The 18,690-nt window shown below is 62.8% G+C and carries 18 protein-coding genes; 11 read left to right on the forward strand and 7 right to left on the reverse strand.

Annotation, left to right across the window (positions count from 1 at the left end; all coding sequences use genetic code 11):
- Positions 1-3 precede the first annotated feature (3 nt).
- Genes NEK97_RS19115 through NEK97_RS19125 form a run of 3 tightly spaced genes read right to left on the reverse strand, consistent with a single transcriptional unit; the run spans position 4 to position 2,133 of the window.
- Entirely contained in the window at positions 4-558 is a 555-nt protein-coding gene (locus NEK97_RS19115) for a hypothetical protein (protein ID WP_257371305.1), read from the reverse strand.
- On the reverse strand, positions 545-1,348 hold the full coding sequence (locus tag NEK97_RS19120) for a carboxylesterase (RefSeq protein WP_235520416.1): 804 nt from the start codon (positions 1,346-1,348) through the stop codon (positions 545-547). The genes NEK97_RS19115 and NEK97_RS19120 overlap by 14 nt, the downstream gene beginning before the upstream one ends.
- Positions 1,345-2,133, reverse strand: a complete 789-nt coding sequence (locus NEK97_RS19125; protein ID WP_257371306.1) for a carboxylesterase — start codon at positions 2,131-2,133, stop codon at positions 1,345-1,347. The genes NEK97_RS19120 and NEK97_RS19125 overlap by 4 nt, the downstream gene beginning before the upstream one ends.
- Before the next feature lie 109 nt (positions 2,134-2,242).
- Between NEK97_RS19125 and NEK97_RS19130 the strand changes: the two genes are divergently transcribed.
- Both NEK97_RS19130 and NEK97_RS19135 read left to right on the forward strand, forming a co-directional pair.
- Positions 2,243-3,034: a 1-acyl-sn-glycerol-3-phosphate acyltransferase gene (locus tag NEK97_RS19130; protein ID WP_257371307.1), complete on the forward strand. Its 792-nt coding sequence runs from the start codon at positions 2,243-2,245 to the stop codon at positions 3,032-3,034.
- 66 nt (positions 3,035-3,100) lie between these two features.
- Positions 3,101-4,504, forward strand: a complete 1,404-nt coding sequence (locus tag NEK97_RS19135; protein WP_257371308.1) for a class II 3-deoxy-7-phosphoheptulonate synthase — start codon at positions 3,101-3,103, stop codon at positions 4,502-4,504.
- 71 nt (positions 4,505-4,575) lie between these two features.
- Here NEK97_RS19135 and pknB read toward each other — a convergent pair whose 3' ends face one another.
- Positions 4,576-6,627, reverse strand: a complete 2,052-nt coding sequence (gene pknB / locus NEK97_RS19140; RefSeq protein WP_257371309.1) for a Stk1 family PASTA domain-containing Ser/Thr kinase — start codon at positions 6,625-6,627, stop codon at positions 4,576-4,578.
- A 78-nt stretch (positions 6,628-6,705) separates the two neighbouring features.
- Complete coding sequence (locus NEK97_RS19145) at positions 6,706-8,064, reverse strand: lytic transglycosylase domain-containing protein (RefSeq protein ID WP_257371310.1); 1,359 nt, start codon at positions 8,062-8,064, stop codon at positions 6,706-6,708.
- Between the two features lie 255 nt (positions 8,065-8,319).
- On the opposite strand from NEK97_RS19145, the gene NEK97_RS19150 reads away from it, so the two are divergent.
- Positions 8,320-8,673, forward strand: a complete 354-nt coding sequence (locus tag NEK97_RS19150) for an Rv2175c family DNA-binding protein (protein ID WP_257371311.1) — start codon at positions 8,320-8,322, stop codon at positions 8,671-8,673.
- A 116-nt stretch (positions 8,674-8,789) separates the two neighbouring features.
- Here NEK97_RS19150 and NEK97_RS19155 read toward each other — a convergent pair whose 3' ends face one another.
- On the reverse strand, positions 8,790-9,884 hold the full coding sequence (locus tag NEK97_RS19155) for a polyprenyl synthetase family protein (protein ID WP_257371312.1): 1,095 nt from the start codon (positions 9,882-9,884) through the stop codon (positions 8,790-8,792).
- Complete coding sequence (locus NEK97_RS19160) at positions 9,881-10,171, reverse strand: hypothetical protein (protein WP_257371313.1); 291 nt, start codon at positions 10,169-10,171, stop codon at positions 9,881-9,883. Before NEK97_RS19160 ends, NEK97_RS19155 begins: the two co-directional genes overlap by 4 nt.
- Between NEK97_RS19160 and NEK97_RS19165 the strand changes: the two genes are divergently transcribed.
- From NEK97_RS19165 to NEK97_RS19200, 8 genes are all read left to right on the forward strand, one after another.
- Positions 10,170-10,436, forward strand: coding sequence for a hypothetical protein (locus tag NEK97_RS19165; RefSeq protein ID WP_257371314.1), 267 nt, complete (start codon positions 10,170-10,172; stop codon positions 10,434-10,436). The genes NEK97_RS19160 and NEK97_RS19165 overlap by 2 nt on opposite strands.
- Before the next feature lie 92 nt (positions 10,437-10,528).
- A complete protein-coding gene (gene dinB / locus NEK97_RS19170; protein ID WP_257371315.1) occupies positions 10,529-11,791 on the forward strand; it encodes a DNA polymerase IV in 1,263 nt (420 codons plus the stop codon).
- Positions 11,792-12,029: 238 nt separating this feature from the next.
- A complete protein-coding gene (locus tag NEK97_RS19175; protein ID WP_257371316.1) occupies positions 12,030-12,398 on the forward strand; it encodes a DUF3040 domain-containing protein in 369 nt (122 codons plus the stop codon).
- Between the two features lie 467 nt (positions 12,399-12,865).
- Positions 12,866-13,297, forward strand: coding sequence for a division/cell wall cluster transcriptional repressor MraZ (mraZ, locus tag NEK97_RS19180; RefSeq protein ID WP_211711325.1), 432 nt, complete (start codon positions 12,866-12,868; stop codon positions 13,295-13,297).
- 166 nt (positions 13,298-13,463) lie between these two features.
- Positions 13,464-14,462, forward strand: coding sequence for a 16S rRNA (cytosine(1402)-N(4))-methyltransferase RsmH (gene rsmH / locus NEK97_RS19185; protein WP_257371317.1), 999 nt, complete (start codon positions 13,464-13,466; stop codon positions 14,460-14,462).
- The gene (locus NEK97_RS19190) at positions 14,459-15,115 is read left to right on the forward strand and encodes a hypothetical protein (protein WP_235520428.1); all 657 of its coding nucleotides are present in this window, start codon (positions 14,459-14,461) and stop codon (positions 15,113-15,115) included. Before rsmH ends, NEK97_RS19190 begins: the two co-directional genes overlap by 4 nt.
- Before the next feature lie 42 nt (positions 15,116-15,157).
- Positions 15,158-16,954, forward strand: a complete 1,797-nt coding sequence (locus NEK97_RS19195) for a penicillin-binding protein 2 (protein ID WP_235520429.1) — start codon at positions 15,158-15,160, stop codon at positions 16,952-16,954.
- 102 nt (positions 16,955-17,056) lie between these two features.
- Positions 17,057-18,688: a UDP-N-acetylmuramoyl-L-alanyl-D-glutamate--2,6-diaminopimelate ligase gene (locus tag NEK97_RS19200; RefSeq protein ID WP_257371318.1), complete on the forward strand. Its 1,632-nt coding sequence runs from the start codon at positions 17,057-17,059 to the stop codon at positions 18,686-18,688.
- The last annotated feature ends 2 nt before the right edge of the window (positions 18,689-18,690 follow it).

Consider the following 18,690-nt stretch of genomic DNA (forward strand, 5'->3'; position numbering starts at 1 on the left):
CACCTAGAGGCGGGCGCCGTCGTCGTCCTCATTCTTTTCCTGGGGAAGTCGCATGATGAGGTAGACGACCGAGACCACGAAGGCCGCGACGATCCCCATCACCGCGGTCAGTGGCGCGGACCGCCAGAACATGGCCGTGAACAGCAGTGCCAAAGGACCTCCCACTGCGCCGACCCATGCCAGCATGATCAGGGGCTCGGTGCCCGCCAAACTGGGTGGCTCTTCGGGGACAAAGGCATCGTCCAGGTCCTCGACCTCAAAATCGCGGGGGCCCAAAGGCCGGCCTGCACCCTCAACCGTGTCCGGGACCGCGGACGCGTCTGTCGAAGGTTCAGTAGCGGGCGTCGTTAGTCCCAGCGGATCAAAGTCCTTGAACGCCTTGCCGGTACCCCGCTGTGGCCGTCCGCCGTCGACTGGCTCGGGCTCCTCACGTGGTGGGTCCGAGTGTTCCGTGGACGGCGAGGGCGTGGCCTCCAGCCTGGCCACGAGGTCCAGCCATACGGCGTCGTCATCCTTGTTCGCGCTTTGATCGGCGGAGTTGGGATCAGGCCTGTTCATGGGCGGTGTCCTTTTCGGGGGAAGCTCCGTGTCCGGCCAGGTTCGCAACGGTTTTTTGGATGAAGTCCACCGTGCCCTGGAAGATCTCGGGGGCATCGTTATCGAGCGTGGCCACGTGGTAGCTGTTGGCCAGGTAGTGGATGTCGACAGGCGCGCTGGAGCGGGAACGAAGGAGTTCCAGGCTGGCCTTCGAGATGACGTTGTCCACTGTTGATTTGTAGACACGAACAGGAGCATTGATGCGGGGGAGAAGGGCAGCAGTGTCCTTGTACATCTTCTTGAGTTGATGGGCTGCAGCCACCGGCGTTCGGGTGTAGGCACCTTCATCCTGGTCCGGCTTGAGGATGTCGTTGGCGATGGCCGGAGTCGACTTCACCACATACTTCAACGCGGCTACGACCACTGCACGCGGGTCATCGAGGACCAGTCCCGGGTTGACCACGATAGTGCCGGCTACGGGTCGGGTGGCCGCGATCCGCAGGGCCAGGGTACCGCCCATGGACAAGCCTGCAGCGAAGACGTAGTCGCACTCGGCCGCCAGTTCGAGGTATGCATCGTCAACTGCCCGGTGCCATTCCCGCCAGGAACGGGTGGCCATGTCCTGCCAGGTGGTGCCGTGGCCCGGAAGCAGGGGCAGGCGGACAGCGTAGCCTGCAGCGGCCAGGTGTTCAGCCCACGGCCTGACGCTGTGCGGGCTGCCAGTGAAGCCATGGGACATCACAACGCCAACGCGTGGCCCGATCCCGTTCCACTGGCTGGAGAACGGCGAGAAATCCGGAAGCATGTTCATGATGACTCTGAGGCTACTCTGTCGTCGGCGTGCTGACGGAAAAACCTGGCGGATTCTTCGAAAATGGTGGGCGCGTCCACATCCAGGGTGGCTACGTGCCCGCTATGGGGAAGGGTCACGACCTTCAGGCGCGAGGAAGCGATGTGCCGTTCGATGGTGGCCACGGAACTCGGAGGGATGACGCCATCCACCGCCGATTTGAATACCAATGCAGGTGCCTGCACTTCCGGCAGGCCACGGGTCGCGGCGCGGAAAAGCTTCTTCAGCTCGTGCACTGACTTCAAGGGAGTCTTGGAGTAGTCGCCCGTCTCATCGGTGGCCGGCGCCGGTGAGTCCTCCACAATGGGGGTGGTGGTCCGCATGACATACTTCAGGGCGCCCACGTACTTCACGCGCCTGTCATAAAAGCTGAGGCCGGGATTGACCAGCACCAGGCCAGGCACGTCGTGGACTGCGGCAACCCGAAGTGCCACGGCACCTCCCATGGACAGCCCGGCAACAAAACAGGTCCTGGTCTGTCCAGCAAGTTCAAGGTAGCTCTGCTCGAAGGTCCGGTACCAGTCCTGCCAGCGGGTGGTTGCGAGGTCATGCCAACTGGTGCCGTGGCCGGGGAGCAGCGGCACGGAGACGGCAAATCCCTGGGAGGCCAGATACTCAGCCCACGGGAGCATGCTCAGGGGGCTGCCCGTGAAACCGTGGCAGATGGCCACGCCAGTGGAGGCGTTTGGTCCATGCCCCGCATAGTGGAAGGCGAGCGGCGCAGCAGGTGAAGGGCGTTCCGTCATGCGTCCCATCGTGTCACTGTTCTGGAGATTTCTCACTGGAGTAGGGTTGCTGTTGAGTGCCGGCCGGGTTGCCGGAAGCATGCCAACCGTCGGCCGTAAGGGGACTAACGTGTTCTATTGGGTCATGAAGAGGATCTTCCTTGGTCCGATCCTCAAGCTTCTGTTCCGTCCCTGGGTCAAGGGCCTGGACAACGTTCCCGACAACGGCGCAGCCATCCTTGCCTCCAACCACTTGTCCTTTTCCGACTCCATCTTCCTTCCCTTGATGGTTCGCCGCCCGGTGATCTTCCTGGCCAAATCCGAGTACTTCACTGGAAAGGGAATTAAAGGACGGCTCACGGCGATGTTTTTCCGGTTAAGCAACCAGCTCCCCATGGACCGTTCGGGCGGCGCTGCGTCGGAGATGTCGCTTCAGGCAGGAAAGGATGTGCTGGCGTCCGGAGGATTGTTGGGAATCTACCCTGAAGGCACCCGCAGCCCCGATGCCAGGCTCTACCGCGGCAAGGTGGGCGTCGCCAAGTTGGCCCTTCAGACGCGGGTGCCGGTAGTGCCGGTAGCCATGATCGGGACCGAAAAGGTCCAGCCCATCGGCAAGAGACTGCCAAATATCCGCCGGATCGGCATCATCTTTGGGCAACCGATGGACTTCAGCCGCTACTACGGCATGGAGGACGACCGCCAGGTCCAGCGGGCCGTTACAGATGAAATCATGTCCAGCCTGATGCGCCTCTCAGGTCAGGAGTACGTGGATGAGTACGCAGCAGTGGTCAAGGCCCAGCTCGCCGGAAAAGGCCCTGAGCCGGTCCGGAAAGTCGAGGTTGCCGAGGACGCGACCCCCGACATCTCCGATGACAGGGATGAACCGCGGAGCGGGGCGAATGGATCAGCGGAGAGACTGTGACGCACCGGCCATCGTCAGTTACGGCTTCAGTCCCGCAACGCCGCCGGAGGCTACTACTCTTTAAGGGTGACTGAGCTAACCGCGAACACCGCACCCGCCATTGCAGACCCCCTCGCAAGCACCGCCCAGAGCGGAGCTGCGAACTATCCCGGGCTTGACGCCTGGCGGGACCTGCCGATCTCCCAGCAGCCAACATGGTCGGACGCCGAGGTCTTCAAGGCTTCCGTCAAAGAGCTGTCAGCGGTGCCGCCGTTGGTTTTCGCCGGTGAAGTGGACGTCCTCCGGGAACGGCTCGCCGCCGCTGCCCAGGGCAAGGCCTTCCTCCTCCAGGGCGGAGACTGCGCCGAGACGTTCGAGGCAGCAACGGCGGACAAGATCAGTGCACGGGTGAAGACCATCCTCCAGATGGCTGTCGTTCTCACGTACGGCGCCGCCATGCCCGTCATCAAGATGGGCCGCATGGCCGGCCAGTTCGCCAAGCCACGCTCCTCCAACGATGAAACGCGCGACGGCGTGACCCTCCCCGCGTACCGCGGCGACATTGTGAACGGTTACGACTTCACTCCAGAGTCACGTGCACACGACGCAAGCCGCATGCTCAAGGCGTACCACACCTCCGCATCCACCCTGAACCTCATCCGGGCGTTCACACAGGGGGGCTTTGCTGACCTTCGCCTGGTGCACCAGTGGAACAAGGGGTTCACCGAGAACCCCGCCCATGCACGTTACGAGTCCCTGGCGCGGGACATCGACAGGGCCATCAGCTTCATGGATTCTTGTGGCGCCGACTTTGAGGCACTCAAGCGCGTCGAATTCTTCGCCAGCCACGAAGCACTGCTGCTGGACTACGAGCGCGCGCTGACACGCATCGACTCACGCACGGGCCTGCCGTACGACACGTCGTCGCACTTCCTATGGATCGGTGAGCGGACCCGCGAACTCGACCACGCCCACGTTGACTTCCTGTCCCGCGTCCGGAACCCGATCGGCGTCAAGCTTGGCCCGACCACCAGCGGTGATGACGCCCTGCGCCTGATCGATAAGTTGGACCCCAACCGCGAACCGGGCCGCCTCACTTTCATAACCCGCATGGGTGCCAAGAACATCCGCGAGAAGCTGCCCGCCGTCGTCGAACGCGTTACTGCCTCCGGTGCCCAGGTCCTGTGGGTCACGGACCCGATGCACGGCAACACGGTCACATCGCCCAACGGCTACAAGACCCGCAACTTCGACGACGTCATTGACGAGGTCCGTGGCTTCTTCGAGGTCCACCACTCGCTAGGTACGGTCCCGGGCGGCCTTCACGTCGAAATGACGGGCGACGACGTCGCGGAGTGCCTGGGCGGTGCCGATCCGATCGACCAGGACGCGTTCCTGGACCGCTACGAGTCGGTCTGCGACCCGCGCCTGAACCACATGCAGTCGTTGGAAATGGCGTTCCTGGTCGCGGGCGCCCTCTCCAAGCGCTGACACCATGAACTGACAAAGCAGAAGGCGCGGTCCCCTGATAGGGGACCGCGCCTTCTGTTGTTTCCTGGGTATCAGACTACGGTCAGTGTGATGGGGGAACCCTCGGGAACTTCGATGTTGACGGGGTTCTGCACCAGGACGAGGTTCAAGATCACCACATCTTGTTTTCTGAGCACTTCAAAACCAAGGCTCTTGAGCTCTTTCTCTGCGGCATCGGCGTTCTTTCCCACAAAGTTGGGTACTTTCACCATCTTGGGGCCCTTGGAAAGTGTAAGCGTCACGGTGTCACCCTTGACTAGGGTGCCGTTCGCTGGGGACTGCGACACGACGCCATTGTCGGGTAACTTGTCGAAAACCTTATCCGGGGCGACCACAGCCTTCAATCCCACGTCCTGGAGGGCCTTGATGGCGGCGTCCTTCGCCAAACCGCGGACATCGGGGACGGGAATCGGCTGCGGCCCCTTGGACACCACCAAAGCCACAGGTGTGCCATGCCGCACTTCCTTGCCGGTGGCGGGGTCCTGTGAGATCACGACGCCGGCCGGCACCTTGTCATCGAAGGCTTCGGTTACGTTGCCAAGCGCCATTTGCGCCGCGTTCAGGGCGGTCTTGGCCTCCGCCAGTGTGCCTCCCGTGAGCGTCGGCAGCGGAAAGAGCTGTGCACCCTTGGAAACGAAGACTGTGACGGATTGGAATTTCCGGACTTCCGCGCCGGATCTGGGCTCCGTTCCCACAGCGTAACCGGGCAGGATGTCGTCGTCGAACACGTCCCGCGGCTCAGACTGGAAGCCGGCTGTGCGGAGCAATTGCTGGGCCTCCGCCACGGTCTTGTTCTTGACGTCGGGTATGGTTCCGGGAGACCCGGGACCCATGCCGAAGAACCACCCGGCAGTGGCTGCCAACAATGCCAGGATGACGATCACGACGGCCCAGATGATGCCGCGGCGGCGTGGGTTGCCTTCACGGAGTTGGCGGACCGGAGTCGCCGCAGCCCTGGCGCGGTCTTTTGCCTGCTGCCGTTCAATCCTTTTCAGCTCACGCTTGCCGGGCTGGTTCAGGTCGTGGTCGGTGGGATCCTGTGTGGAACGTTGGAGCCCCGAGCCCGCTGCCGCCATGATGGTGGTGGGATTGCGCTGCTGTGAGATGAACTCAGTGGGCGACGCCGTGGTCGCCAAGGCCTCGGTGGGATTCCCGGCCGGACTGCCTACCGGTGCCGATTCAGGTGCGTATGCAGGGGAGTGCGGCGTCGGGGCGGGGGACTGCCTGTGGTCCAGCTGCTCATCGGTGAGGGTGGTTCGGATGTGGCGCAGCTCCGTCAGCAGGGCAGTGCCGTCGACGGGACGGTTTTCGGCATCTGTGGCGGTGCACCACTGAACCAGTTCGTCCAGGTCGTCTGCCAGTCCGGGAGCCACGTCCGACGGCCGCCCGACAACGGAATTGACGTGCTGGTACGCCACCTGGATGGGTGAGTCGCCCGCGTAGGGTTGTTTCCCGGTCAGCATTTCGTACAGCATGATGCCGGCGGAGTAGATGTCGCTGCGGGCGTCAGCGGCCTGGCCCAGCACAAGTTCAGGGGCCAGGTAGGCGACGGTACCGATCAGGGCGCCCGTACTGGTGTTGGCTGAGACTGCCCTGGCCAATCCGAAGTCGGCCACCTTGATGCGCCCGTCGTCGGCTATGAGGACGTTCTCGGGCTTGATGTCGCGATGGATCAGCCCGGAGCCGTGCGCGGCGGCGAGTCCTTCAATGACAGGATCGATCAGCGCCAACGCGAGTCGCGGCGGGAGGGCCCCTTGCTCAGTCATGACGTCGCGAAGGGTGTGTCCCTTGACGTATTCCATGACGAGGTAGGCGATATGGCCGTCCTCGCCCTGATCCAGGACCCCCACGATGTGCGGGTGGGAGAGACTGGCTGCAGCCTTGGCTTCGCGGCTCAGGCGTTGCAGGAAGGTGGGATCGTTGGCCAGGTTCGGGTGCAGGACTTTGACGGCTACGTCGCGCTCGAGGCGTAGGTCCGTAGCCAGGTACACGGTGGACATTCCGCCCCTTGCGAGGCGTGAACGGACCGTATATCGGCCGTCGACGGTAGTCCCGATGAGGTGGTCCTGCGTTGGTTCTTGCACCTTACGATCCTAAACGAGACGGGGAAGGGGCCCGAATCCACGCAGGATGCGGGCCCCTTCCGAGGTGCTGGGAAAGACCTAGCCGAAGGTGCGCTGGCGGGCCTTGATCGACTCGACGTAGCGCTTGGTGTCGTCGTACATTCCGTACTTGCTGACCGAGTATTGGCCTTGGTAGTAACCCGCGATTGCGTTGTCCAGATCCTTGCTCGTCGCAATGAGCGCCCGAATGATGGCAACGCCGGCCGTGGCGTTGTCATACGGATCGAGGAGGTTAAGTTTCCGGCCCACCAGGTCGGAGGCCCACTGCCCTGAGGAGGGGATGACCTGCATGGTGCCGATCGCGTTGGCCGGTGATACGGCCCGCTGGTCAAAGCCTGACTCCTGCTCGGCGAAGGCCAGGGCCAAGGACGGGCTCACACCCATACGCCGCGCGGTGTCGGCCACAATGCCCTTCATTTCGGCGCGGGTGGGCACCGGGGAGGCGTTCAGGAGCGCCTTGTTCTCGTTGGCGGAACTGACGACCGCCGGAGGGTAGGTGAAACCAAGGAAGGTGCTGGGAACCAGCGGCTTGGTCTCACCCGCGGGCTGGAGGCTGGTGCCCGCGCCGGGAATGGTGAGTTTCTGGCCGGGATAGATCACGGTGGTGGCCGTGACGTTGTTGGCACTCATCAACGCAGCCAGGGAAACGCCATTCCGTGAGGCGATGGAGCTGAGCGTGTCGCCGGCCTTGATGATGTACGAACCTGCGCTGGTGGTGGGTGCCGGCGCCGGCGTTGCGGGGGCCGAAGGCGCTGTGGGCGCAGCGGGAGCGGACCCGCCACTGACCTTGATCTTCTGTCCCGGGTAAATGATGGAGCTGCCGCTGAGGTTGTTCCAGCTGAAGATGCTGGACAAGGGCACGCCGTGCTTGGCAGCGATCGCACTCAGGGTGTCGCCGGAGACCACCGTGTAAACGGCGCCGTTCCCCGGGGTGCTGGGCGTGCTGGGGGCTGCCGGCGCCGAAGGCTGCGCCGGGGCGGCCGAAGCTGTCCCGGTGAGCTTGATGGTCTGCCCGGGGAAGATCAGCGTGGTTGCCGTGAGCTTGTTCAGTTCAAGCACCGCGTTTGTGTCCAGGTTGAACCGGCGGGCAATTGCGCTGATGGTGTCGCCGCGGACGATGGTGTAGGTGTCCGGTACCGACGGGGCCATCGGGCGGAGGGTCGCGGGAAGCGTAGCCGCGACGGCCTGGGCCGGTATCACGGTGCCGGTGTTGGCTGCCTGGGCCTTCATGGCTGCCGCAAGGGTGGCCGGAATCTTCCGGGGCTGCTGCGGGGCAGGCGCCGCAATGGAAGGTTGCGCCAAGGCCAATGAGGACAAGACCACGGCGGGAAGCGCAGCCGTGGTTGCCGCAATGACCGGCATGCTCATGGTTCGTTTCGGCGAGCGGGGCGTCGTCATGAAAGTGTCCTCATCTCAACAGCGGGGCGATTGTTTGCGCTGTTGTCAGTGTTACCAATGTTACTGATGTTATCAATGGTGCAAGAGTGATCAGTGTGAATCTCTCACACTTATTTCATCGGCACAACAATTCGGGACGTAATGGATTATGCTTCCCGATTTATCCGACAGAATTGGGGGCGTTCACCGCACCGGCCGGTATCGTCGTCGTCCTCCGGCTAGGCGAGGGGCGGGGCGGCGTGGCAACCTTGTTCCGTGAGTAATGTAGAAAGCCTTGTTTCCGACTGGCTGCCCTTGCCGGATGTCGCCGAACTGCTGGAAGTTTCCATCACCAAGGTCCACGGACTTCTGGATGAGCGCGCCATAGTTGCCATCAGGCGGGGAGAACGGAATGTCCGTTCGATCCCGGCCCTGTTTATTCAGGACGGTCACGTCGTTGACAGCCTGAAGGGGACGGTCGCGGTTCTCAGCGACGCCGGATATACCGACGAAGAGCTGATTGTCTGGCTGTTCACCCCTGACGAGTCGCTGCAGGGACGGCCCATAGACGCCTTGCGGGAAGGGCGCAAGACCGAGATCAGGCGCCGCGCCCAGTCACTGGCCTGGTAAAGCCGCGTCCTGGGGTAAAACACACTTAAACGCGTACGACGACGGTCTCCACCGTCGTCGTACGCGTCATGTTTTGTGGGGCCGGCTGACCCTGCGGCGGCAACGTGCGCCGGCGGTCAGGCCGCGCGGCTCACAGCTGCTTCGGCAAGCTGGCTGAGCGCCATCAGCGGAACTTCCTGAAGGGGCAATCGCTCCAGGGCTGCAAAGGCCTGCGAGCTGAGTTCGGCAATGAGCGCCTCCGTAGCCTCGAGCGCGCCACTTTCGATAATGATTCGCCTGATCGCTTCCACTTCTTCCGCTCCGAGCCCGGGATTGCCTAAGGTGCGGTCAAGGTAATCGGCTTCGGCTGGCCCAGCCTGGTTGATGGCGAAACCTACAAGGACGGTCCTTTTTCCTTCGCGGAGGTCGTCCCCTGCTGGTTTACCGGTGGTTTCAGGATCGCCGAAAACTCCTAGGACGTCGTCCCGCATCTGGAAGGCCTCGCCAAGCGGCAAGGAGAACTCCGAGTAGGCCCGCAGGAGCTCCGCCGGGGCTCCCGCCAATGCCCCGCCCAGGGCAAGGGGATGTTCGGTGGAGTACTTCGCAGACTTGTACCGGATGATCGACTTGGCCCGGTCCACGGATCCCACGCGGTCGCGGACGGGTCCGGCCACTTCTTCAAGGATGTCCAGGTACTGGCCGGCCATCACCTCTGCGCGCATGACGTTGAAGATCCCGCGGGCCGGGGTGCCGGACGCCGCACGTGTCCCGATACCGGTGAACGACTCCTCACTGAAGGACAGGCAGAGATCCCCGGTCAGGATGGCCGCGGCGTCGCCGAATCGCCCGCTGTCCAGGGCCCACCCCTGGGCCTCATGGAGTTGGCTGAATCTCTTATGGACGCTTGGCCCGCCCCGCCGCGTGTCGGAACGGTCGATGATGTCGTCGTGGATCAGCGCTGCGGCCTGGAACAGTTCAAGGGCGCACCCGGCCATGACGATGTCAGGATCGCCGGCGCCGCCGCCCGCGCCCCGCCAACCCCAGTAGCACATCAGCGCCCTCAGGCGCTTTCCTCCGGTGACCAGCTGGGAAATGGAACCGATGAGTGGTGCGACGTCGGCCGAGACACCGGCCATGAGGTCCTGCTGGCCCGAAAGGAAGCCGTTGAGTTTCCCGGCAACGGCACTGACGAACTCTGTTTGTTCGGAGGACACCTGGGCGGAAACCGTCACTTGACGGATCCTGCTGCCACATTGGCTCCGATGGTGAAGGTGGAAACACCCTCCTTCTGCCGGATTGAGACGTTGACGGTCTCCCCGTCGCCCCGGATGAAGTCAAGGGAGGTGACATTGCCCACGGCTTCGGGGCCGGGAACCAGCTTGAATCCCTGGGCTTCAAGTGAGGACTTGTAGTAGTCCACCACCCCTTCAGGAGGCGCTTTAACAGTGCCGACGAGGGCCACGTTGGTCAGGGCGTCCTTTTTGTCCACGCTGCTTGAGCGGACCGACGTGTTGGGCATGACTGGAATCAGTTGCTGCGGGAAGCCGGGGACCAAGGCATTCACCGTGGCGGTCGCATCGGGAGCCGGAGCGGTTGTGCCCGGGGATGCTGTGGCTGAGGAGGTGGCGGAGCCGGACGGAGTCGGCGCGGCGCTCGATGAGGACGAGGACGACGCCGAAGCCGCGTCGCTTGGGGATGGAGCTGCTGAACCCCCGGTCGACGGTGTGCAGGCTGAGGCCGCCACTGCGACACTTACTGCGAGCAGGGCAAACCCTCGCGTTTGAGGAGTTCCAAAGAGCTTCACAGGGTATCCTTCCTGGGGCTGAGCCGGATTGTGCCTCCAGTTTAGTCAGTGGGCGGGCATAGTATTGCCGTTGTGAGGCAGGAAGCATTCGGTAGCGCCCAAGGTGCCGGCGACGGATCCGCCCGCAGCGCTGGAGATGCCCTGCGGGAACTGAGGCGAACCAGCATACTTCATGTGGACATGGATGCCTTTTTTGTCTCGGTGGAACTTCGCAGCCGCCCGGAGCTTCGGGGCAAGCCGGTGATCGTTGGTTTCCCGGCTGAACGTTCGGTGGTCCTGTCCGCCTCGTATGAGGCCCGGGCGACTGGCGTGAAATCCGCGATGCCCATGTCCATCGCCATGAGGCGGTGCCCTTCGGCAGTCATTATCAATCCCCGGCACAAGGTCTACTACGAGGTCTCGGCACAATTGATGGAGATCTTCGCCTCGATCACTGAGCTGGTGGAGCCCCTGAGCGTCGACGAGGCATTCCTTGACGTGGGTGGTGCCATCAGGCGGCTGGGAACGCCGCTTGAGATCGGGCACCTGATCCGCCGCAGGGTCGAATCGGAGCTGGGGATTACCGCCTCAGTGGGCATTGCTGCCTCCAAGTTCGTGGCCAAGATCGCCTCAACGCGCTGCAAGCCGGACGGGATCCTGCAAATCGATGCCGACGACACGGTTCCCTACCTGCACAGCCTGCCCGTCAATGCCTTGTGGGGTGTGGGTGGGAAGACCGGAGAGGTACTGGCCCGGCTGGGTATCCGGACCGTTGCTGATGTCGCCGCGACGCCGCCCGCATCCTTAAAGAAGGTGCTTGGGGCCAGTGGTGAGCATGTCCACCGGCTCTCCATGGGAATAGACCCCCGTCCGGTAACCCCGACAAGGCTCGAAAAGAGCATCGGCGCCGAGGAAACGTTTGCAGTGGACACGGGAGATAACGCGTTACTGCACCGGGAGTTGCTGCGGCTGTCCCATAGGACGGCTTCGCGGCTTCGCAGCTCCGGCATGCTCGCGAGGACCATTGCCCTCAAACTTCGTTACTCCGATTTCTCCACTGTTTCGCGGAGCAGGACTGTGCAGACTCCCGTGGACAGCGCCCAGTTGATCTACCAGGTCGCGGTGCAGCTGCTGGAGTCCTTGGGGTCGCGATCCATGAGCGTCCGCCTGGTAGGGGTACGGGCTGAGCAACTGGAGCCGGCCGGGCAGACGTCCATGCAGTTGAGCCTTGACCGCAGGGACGATAACTGGCGTGCTGCGGAGCAGGCCCTGGACCGTGTGTCTGAACGCTTTGGTTCCAGGACTTTGCTGCCTGCCCGGCTTTTGGAACCCGGTAAGCCCCCAGCAGGGACCTGATCCCCGGGAGGGCGCCTTGCTCACCTGGTGCGTGTCTTTCAGATCGGCGTCCGACAAACTATCCTATTTATTACAGAGATTTAGATCGTCTGGACAAACTGTTTCCTCAACAGTCGGTCCCCGAATGCCCGCTGAACCCAGAGAGTATTTTGGGAACGATTCCCCTGGTCCGATCGTTTTGGAAACAGACGCACAGGACGCGTTATGTCCAGACGCTGGCTGACTAAAGGAGGTCGCGATGCCCCTCTCGGAGCACGAACAGAAGCTGCTTGAGCAACTGGAGAAGCAACTTCATGAGGACGATCCGAAGTTTGCCAACACGATGGGCTCGGATCCCATACGCAGCTGGTCAACCCGGCATGTGATCATCGGTGTGCTCGGCGCTATCGCAGGTATCCTCCTCCTGCTGGTTGGGGTGTCCATCCAAGCCATTCCCATAGGCGTCCTGGGGTTCGTCGTCATGGGCGCCGGGGTGTACTTCGCCACGTTGCGCGGTTCGGCCTTCGGTAAAGGCGGCAAGGCAAGGTCAGGAAAGGCCAAGCCCAAGAGCACGTTCATGAGCAGCCTCGAAGAACGCTGGGACGAACGCCGCCGCGACGACAACTGAACTCCGGCTCCCTTCGGCCGGCGAAGGCCCTCAGCAAGTGATTTATGCATCTCCTGACTACCGCCAGGGGATAACGAAAGACCCGCCCTGCGGGTCTTTCCGCGTTTAACCGGCCCTTTGCGTCTTCGCCCGCTTGCCCACGGCTTATGCCGGTCAGGGCATTCCCTGGCTCCAGCTGCGGCACTCCACTTCCCACCACCCGGCCCATCATTCAGCGCCATTCCCTCTGTTGGGGCGCCTGTGCGTGCCCCCGGGCTGCCGCGGCCCGGGACAAGTCTCCCGCAGCCCTCCACTGTGCTCCCTTCCCCAAAATCCGCGGGTTTATTGGCCGCTCGAATTTCAAAGTGGTGGAGAAACGTCCAAACGTGCGTTGACTGTGGGGCGTTGTGGAGTAAAGTGGAGAACATAAGAGGGTAGTGGCAGTGTTGGGCATGTGCGGGCACCTTGACTGAGGGGCGGTGGGGCCAGTGTTCTTGGGCACTCACTCACCACGTCTCGACGAAAAGGGCCGAATCATTCTTCCCGCCAAGTTCCGTGAGGAGCTTGCCGAGGGACTGGTCCTCACCAGGGGCCAGGAGCGCTGCATCTACGTCTTCAGCCAGAAGGAATTTGAGCGCATTCACGAGTCGATGCGGGAGGCGCCACTGTCCTCCAAGCAGGCTCGCGACTACATCAGGGTTTTTCTGTCTGGGGCCTCGGACGAAGTACCAGACAAGCAGGGGCGCGTGACGATTCCGCCGGCGCTCCGGACGTATGCCGGCCTCGGTCGGGAACTGGCAGTGATTGGTGCCGGTACCCGTGCGGAGATCTGGGATGCAGAAGCTTGGAATGAGTACCTCAACGAGAAGGAAGCTGCCTTCTCGGAAACGGATGACGACAATCTGCCCGGGTTCTTCTAACCGGGCTGAGTGAGCAGGGATCCCGCTTCTTGGATGGGATCTCCAGCCGCCCATTGGACAGTCTTCCTGGCTCAACTTCCCCTGAGCCAGGCCGGCAGGACAATAGGCGCGGATGGGGATCCGATTCAAGAATCAGCGTGCAAGCACTAAGGAAAGAGGAGGCAGCGTGGAAGAGCAGGACGCGGCAAAGCCCACATCGGAGCGCCACGTGCCCGTCCTGAAAGACCGCTGCATCAACCTGCTGGCCCCTGGTTTCGAAGCCGCGAGGAAGCTGGGCAGGACGCCGGTTGCCATCGACGCCACGCTCGGCATGGGTGGCCACTCCGAGGCGATGCTCCAGCGCTTTCCCGATCTTCACCTTGTTGGCATCGATCGCGACGAAGAGGCCCTCTCCCTCGCCGGGGCCCGCTTGGAACCGTTCTCGAACAGGATAGACCTTGTCCACGCCGTCTACGACGAGATCGAGGACGTTCTCGCCGATCTCGGCATTCCGGAGGTGCACGGGATCCTCATGGACCTGGGGGTTTCCTCCCTGCAGCTGGACGAGCGTGAACGCGGTTTCGCCTACTCCTATGACGCTCCGCTGGACATGCGGATGGACACCAGCCGTGGCCAGACAGCAGCGGATGTGGTGAACAACTACAGCGAAGACGAGCTGGTGCGCATTATCCGCAAATGGGGTGAGGAAAAGTTTGCCGGCCGGATCGCCAACAGGATCGTCAACGCGCGGGCCGAAAAGCCCTTTGCGACGACCGGGGAGCTGGTGGAGCAAATACGCAGCGTCGTACCCGCCGCCGCTGCCAAAAGTGGGGGACACCCCGCGAAGCGAACGTTCCAAGCCCTGAGGATCGAAGTCAACGAAGAACTCGACGTCCTGGAGAGAGCGGTACCGGCTGCCGTGGCTTCCACGGCCATGGGCGGACGGATCGTGGTGATGTCCTACCACTCCCTGGAGGACAAGATCGTCAAATCTGTCTTCCAGTCCGGATCGAAGTCCTCCGCACCACTCGGCTTCCCGGTTGAGCTCGAAGAGCATAAACCCGAACTCAAGACCATCACCAAAGGTACGGAAGTGCCTACAGCAGCAGAAATCGCTGAAAACCCGCGTGCGGCATCTGCCCGCCTCAGGGCAGTGGAGCGTATCAAACCAAGGAGAGACGCATGAGCAGCGCCGCAGCGAAGACATCGCCCTCCGTAGTGGGCAACACGGCACGCGCATTGCCAGTTCCCGCGGGAAAGCCGGATGCGCCGAGGAAGGCACGCACACCGCTTTCCTTGGTCCGCAGTGCGCCCGGGAAGCGGAGGACGCCCTTCGTCGTCCTGTGCTTCGTGGCCATGGCAGCTGCGCTGCTGACCGTCCTGGTACTCAACATTTCAGTGTCTACAGCGCAGTACCAACTGGTGCAGCTCAAAGCGGAAGCCGCGTCCCTTAACAAGGAAAACCAGGATCTGACACAGAAGAAGCAGAACTACGAAGCTCCGCAGAATCTGGCCGCGAAGGCTGCAGAATTGGGAATGGTACCGTCCACGGCGAAAGGCCAGATCGATGTGGACACCATGACAGTTACGGGAAAGGCGACTCCTGCGGTTAAGGGGGACAAGCCCGGTGCGCAGCTCGCTCCTCCCGCGGTGGCAGGAATGCTTGATGTTGTTCCGTCGGTGACTACCAAGGACCCGCTGGAGAACCTCAAGCCAGTAACACCGGCCGCTCCGGCCCCCACGCCTGCCGCTCCGGCGGCTGGGACGGCAGCAACCCCGCCGGTGGAACTGCACGGGGGATCGGTACCTGCTCCGCAGCAGAAGGCACCAGGGCAGTAGCCCATCAGTCCATTGAATTAAGGCCAGCAGCAAGGAATCCACGTGGCGCAGAACCCCGGCACATCGAAAAAACCGAAGACGCCGGCGGCAAGGAAGCGGCTGCGTGTTGGCCTTGGCATCATGCTGACGCTGTTGCTTGTAGTGGGCGGCAAGCTGTTCATGGTGCAGGGACTTGACGTGGGCGGAATGGCCGAAGCCGCCCTTGCGAGCCGACTGACACCCCAGGTATTGCCCGCCGAACGGGGCAAGATTGTAGACTCCAAAGGCACGGTCCTGGCCAGCAGCGTGATTCGCTACAACATCGTGGTGGACCAGGTCCAGAACACCAACACGGCTTCGTTCAAGCGCTATAACGAGAAGACCGAAGAACTCGACGTCGTCACCCGGGACCAGGGAATCTCCGAACTGGCTGCCCTGCTGGGAGCCGACGAGGGCAAAGTCCGTGATGCCCTGACCGGCGACAAAAAGTATGCGGTGGTGGCCAAGGACGTCAAACCGGAGCTCGAGGACCGGATCTCCAAACTCCTGATTCCTGGAATCGTGGCAGAAGGTGTCAGCAAGCGGGTTTATCCCAATGGCAGCGTGGCCGGCGGAGTCATAGGGTTCCTGCAGGATGGCACCAGCGGTCAGGCCGGCATCGAACAGACACAGGATGATGTGCTGCGCGGCACCGAGGGAAAGCGCGTCTTTGAAATTGGTGCAGATGGCCTCCGGATTCCGGTGGCAACTGACGAGCTGACCCCTGCCGTGGATGGCAGTGACGTCAAACTGACCCTCAACACCGACATCCAGTACTTTGCCCAGCAAGCGATCCAGAACCAGGTCGACAAGCTCAGCGCCGAGTGGGGCGTGATCATCGTCATGGACACCAAGACCGGCAACCTCATCGCATTGGCCGACACCAATGCACCCGACCCGAATGATCCGGGCAAGGTCGATGCCAAGGACCGCGGCGTGCGCTCTGTGACAGCCGCATACGAGCCGGGTTCTGTGGAGAAAATGATCACCGCCGCGGCTGTGATCGAGGAGGGCAAGTCCAACCCGCTGGACCATTTCACTATTCCGCCGTCGTACACCATAGATGGCCAGACCTTCACTGACGCGTTCGAGCACGGCACCGAGGAGCGGACATTGGCCGGCATCCTGGGCTGGTCCATGAATACCGGAACCGTGATGGCAGGCAGCCGCCTGACCAAAGAGCAGCGTTATGACTGGCTCAAGAAGTTCGGGGTAGGGGAGCAGACCGACATTGGCCTCCCTGCCGAGGCGACCGGCATCCTCGCCAAGCCGGAGCAGTGGGATGACCGCCAGCAGTACACAGTGCTCTTTGGGCAGGGCGTGTCGCAATCGACGCTGCAGACCGTCCGTGCATACCAGAGCATCGCCAACAACGGCGTCATGCTCCAGCCCAGGCTCATTGACAGCTACATTGCCCCCGGTGGGGAAGAGCACAAGGTTCCCGCCAAGGACCCCCGCCAGGTCGTTTCCAAAGAGACGGCGAAACAGGTTCAGGACATCCTGGAAAGTGCCGTGACTGAGGGCCAGATCAAAGATGCGGCCATCGACGGTTACCGCGTCGGTGCCAAGACCGGAACGTCCCAGGCGCCCCGTGAGGACGGTTTGCCCGGCTTCGATGGTTACACGGCCTCCATGGTGGGTATGGCTCCCATGGAGGATCCCCGTTTCATCGTGGAAGTGGTGCTCCAGCGCCCTAAGGGAAGCATCTACGGCATCACCAACGGGCCGGTGTTCCGTTCCGTCATGGCACAGGTCCTCCGGACGTACAACGTGCCGCCGTCAACGGGCACCCCCGCGCGGCTGCCCCAGTTCGTCAAGTAAGCTTTTTGGGCGTCTGTTTCGGCCAAATATCGATCCACCACTAACGGCCCGGGCGCCGCTGGCCCCCGGCCGGTCGTTCCACGAGCACCAACGGAGAACCACGTGTCAGAGCACAATCAGGCAGATGTCCAAGCCAGCACTCCGGATTCCGGCAGATCGGGCTTCCGGCCCGGGTCCGTTGCTGCGGTATCCTTGGCCACCATTGCTGAGTCGCTCGGGCTTGCGGCCCCGGACGCCAGCCGTGAGGCCGGCGTGACCGGTATTTCCCTCAATTCGAAGACCGTCGAGGCCGGGGACCTCTACGTTGCCTTGCCGGGTGCCTCGCGGCACGGCGCCGACTTCGTGGCGCAGGCGATCGACGGCGGCGCCGTCGCTGTGGTGACGGACGACGCCGGGGCGCGCCAGCTTGCCCTGGCCGGCGAGCAGCCAGTGCCCGTACTGGTCGTCGACCAGCCGCGTACCGTCGTCGGACGCTTGGCCGCACTGATCTACCGTAGCCAGCCCGCCGAGGGTGGTTTCCCCTCCCTGTACGGTGTCACCGGAACCAACGGGAAAACCACCACCACCTACTTCATTAATTCGCTGTTGCGTGCCCTCGGGAAGAAGCCCGGGCTTATTGGCACCATCGAGATCGTCGCCGGCGCAGAGCCCATCCCCAGTCTCCTGACCACGCCCGAATCCACGGACGTCCATGCGCTGCTTGCACTGATGCGCGAACGCGGGCTCGATGCCGCCTCAATGGAAGTTTCATCGCATGCCATCGCCTACCACCGGGTAGACGGAGTGATGTTCGAAGTAGCTGGCTTCACCAACCTCACCCAGGACCATTTGGACCTGCACGGAAGCATGGAAGAGTACTTCCGCACCAAGGCCGAGTTGTTCACCAGCGGCAGGGCCCGACGCGCGGTGGTCACGGTTGACGACGCCTGGGGACGCAAGCTGGCCGACACCGCCGATATTCCGGTGACCACTCTCTCGGCCAAGGGCGCCGACGCCGACTGGAGCGTAGCGTCCAGCACCGCACGCGGACTCGGCTCGGAATTCGAACTCAGGCACACCGACGGACGTGCCCTGCGCGTCCACACCGGCCTGCCCGGCGGCTTCAATGTGGCCAACGCCGCACTGGCCACCATCATGGTCCTGGAGTCTGGCGTCGACGTGAAGGAGCTTCAGTCTGCCCTGGATTCGCACGATCCTTTCACCGTGGACGTTCCCGGCCGCATGCAGCTCGTCTCCACCGCACCGGCCTCCGTTGTTGATTTTGCCCACAATCCTGATGCCCTTGCCCGGGCCTTGGAAGCGGTTCGCTCGCCCAAGGAGGGATCGCGCGTGATCGTGGTATTCGGTGCCACAGGCCAGCGGGACCAAGGCAAGCGGCCCACCATGGGCGCCATTGCGGCGCGCCTGGCCGATGTAGTGATTGTCAGCGATGACGATCCCCACGACGAAGATGCGGCGACAATCCGCGCCGACGTCATGCAGGGCGCTGTAGCGGCGCGTGACGCTGAGGGCCTGGCGTGCGAAATCATCGAGTCCTACCCAAGGGATGCTGCCATCCGGTTGGCCGTCGACAAGGCAACAGCGGAAGACACGATCCTCATCGCCGGCCGGGGCCACGAGGTCTGGCAGGAAGTCAAGGGAGTGAACCTGGCGCTGGACGACAGGGTGGAGTTGCGCGCCGCCTTGACATCCAAGGGATTCAGCGTTTCAACAGACCAGCGGATAGAGTCCTAAAC

Origin of the sequence: Paenarthrobacter sp. UW852 (assembly GCF_024608385.1) — a bacterium.
GTDB lineage: Bacteria > Actinomycetota > Actinomycetes > Actinomycetales > Micrococcaceae > Arthrobacter.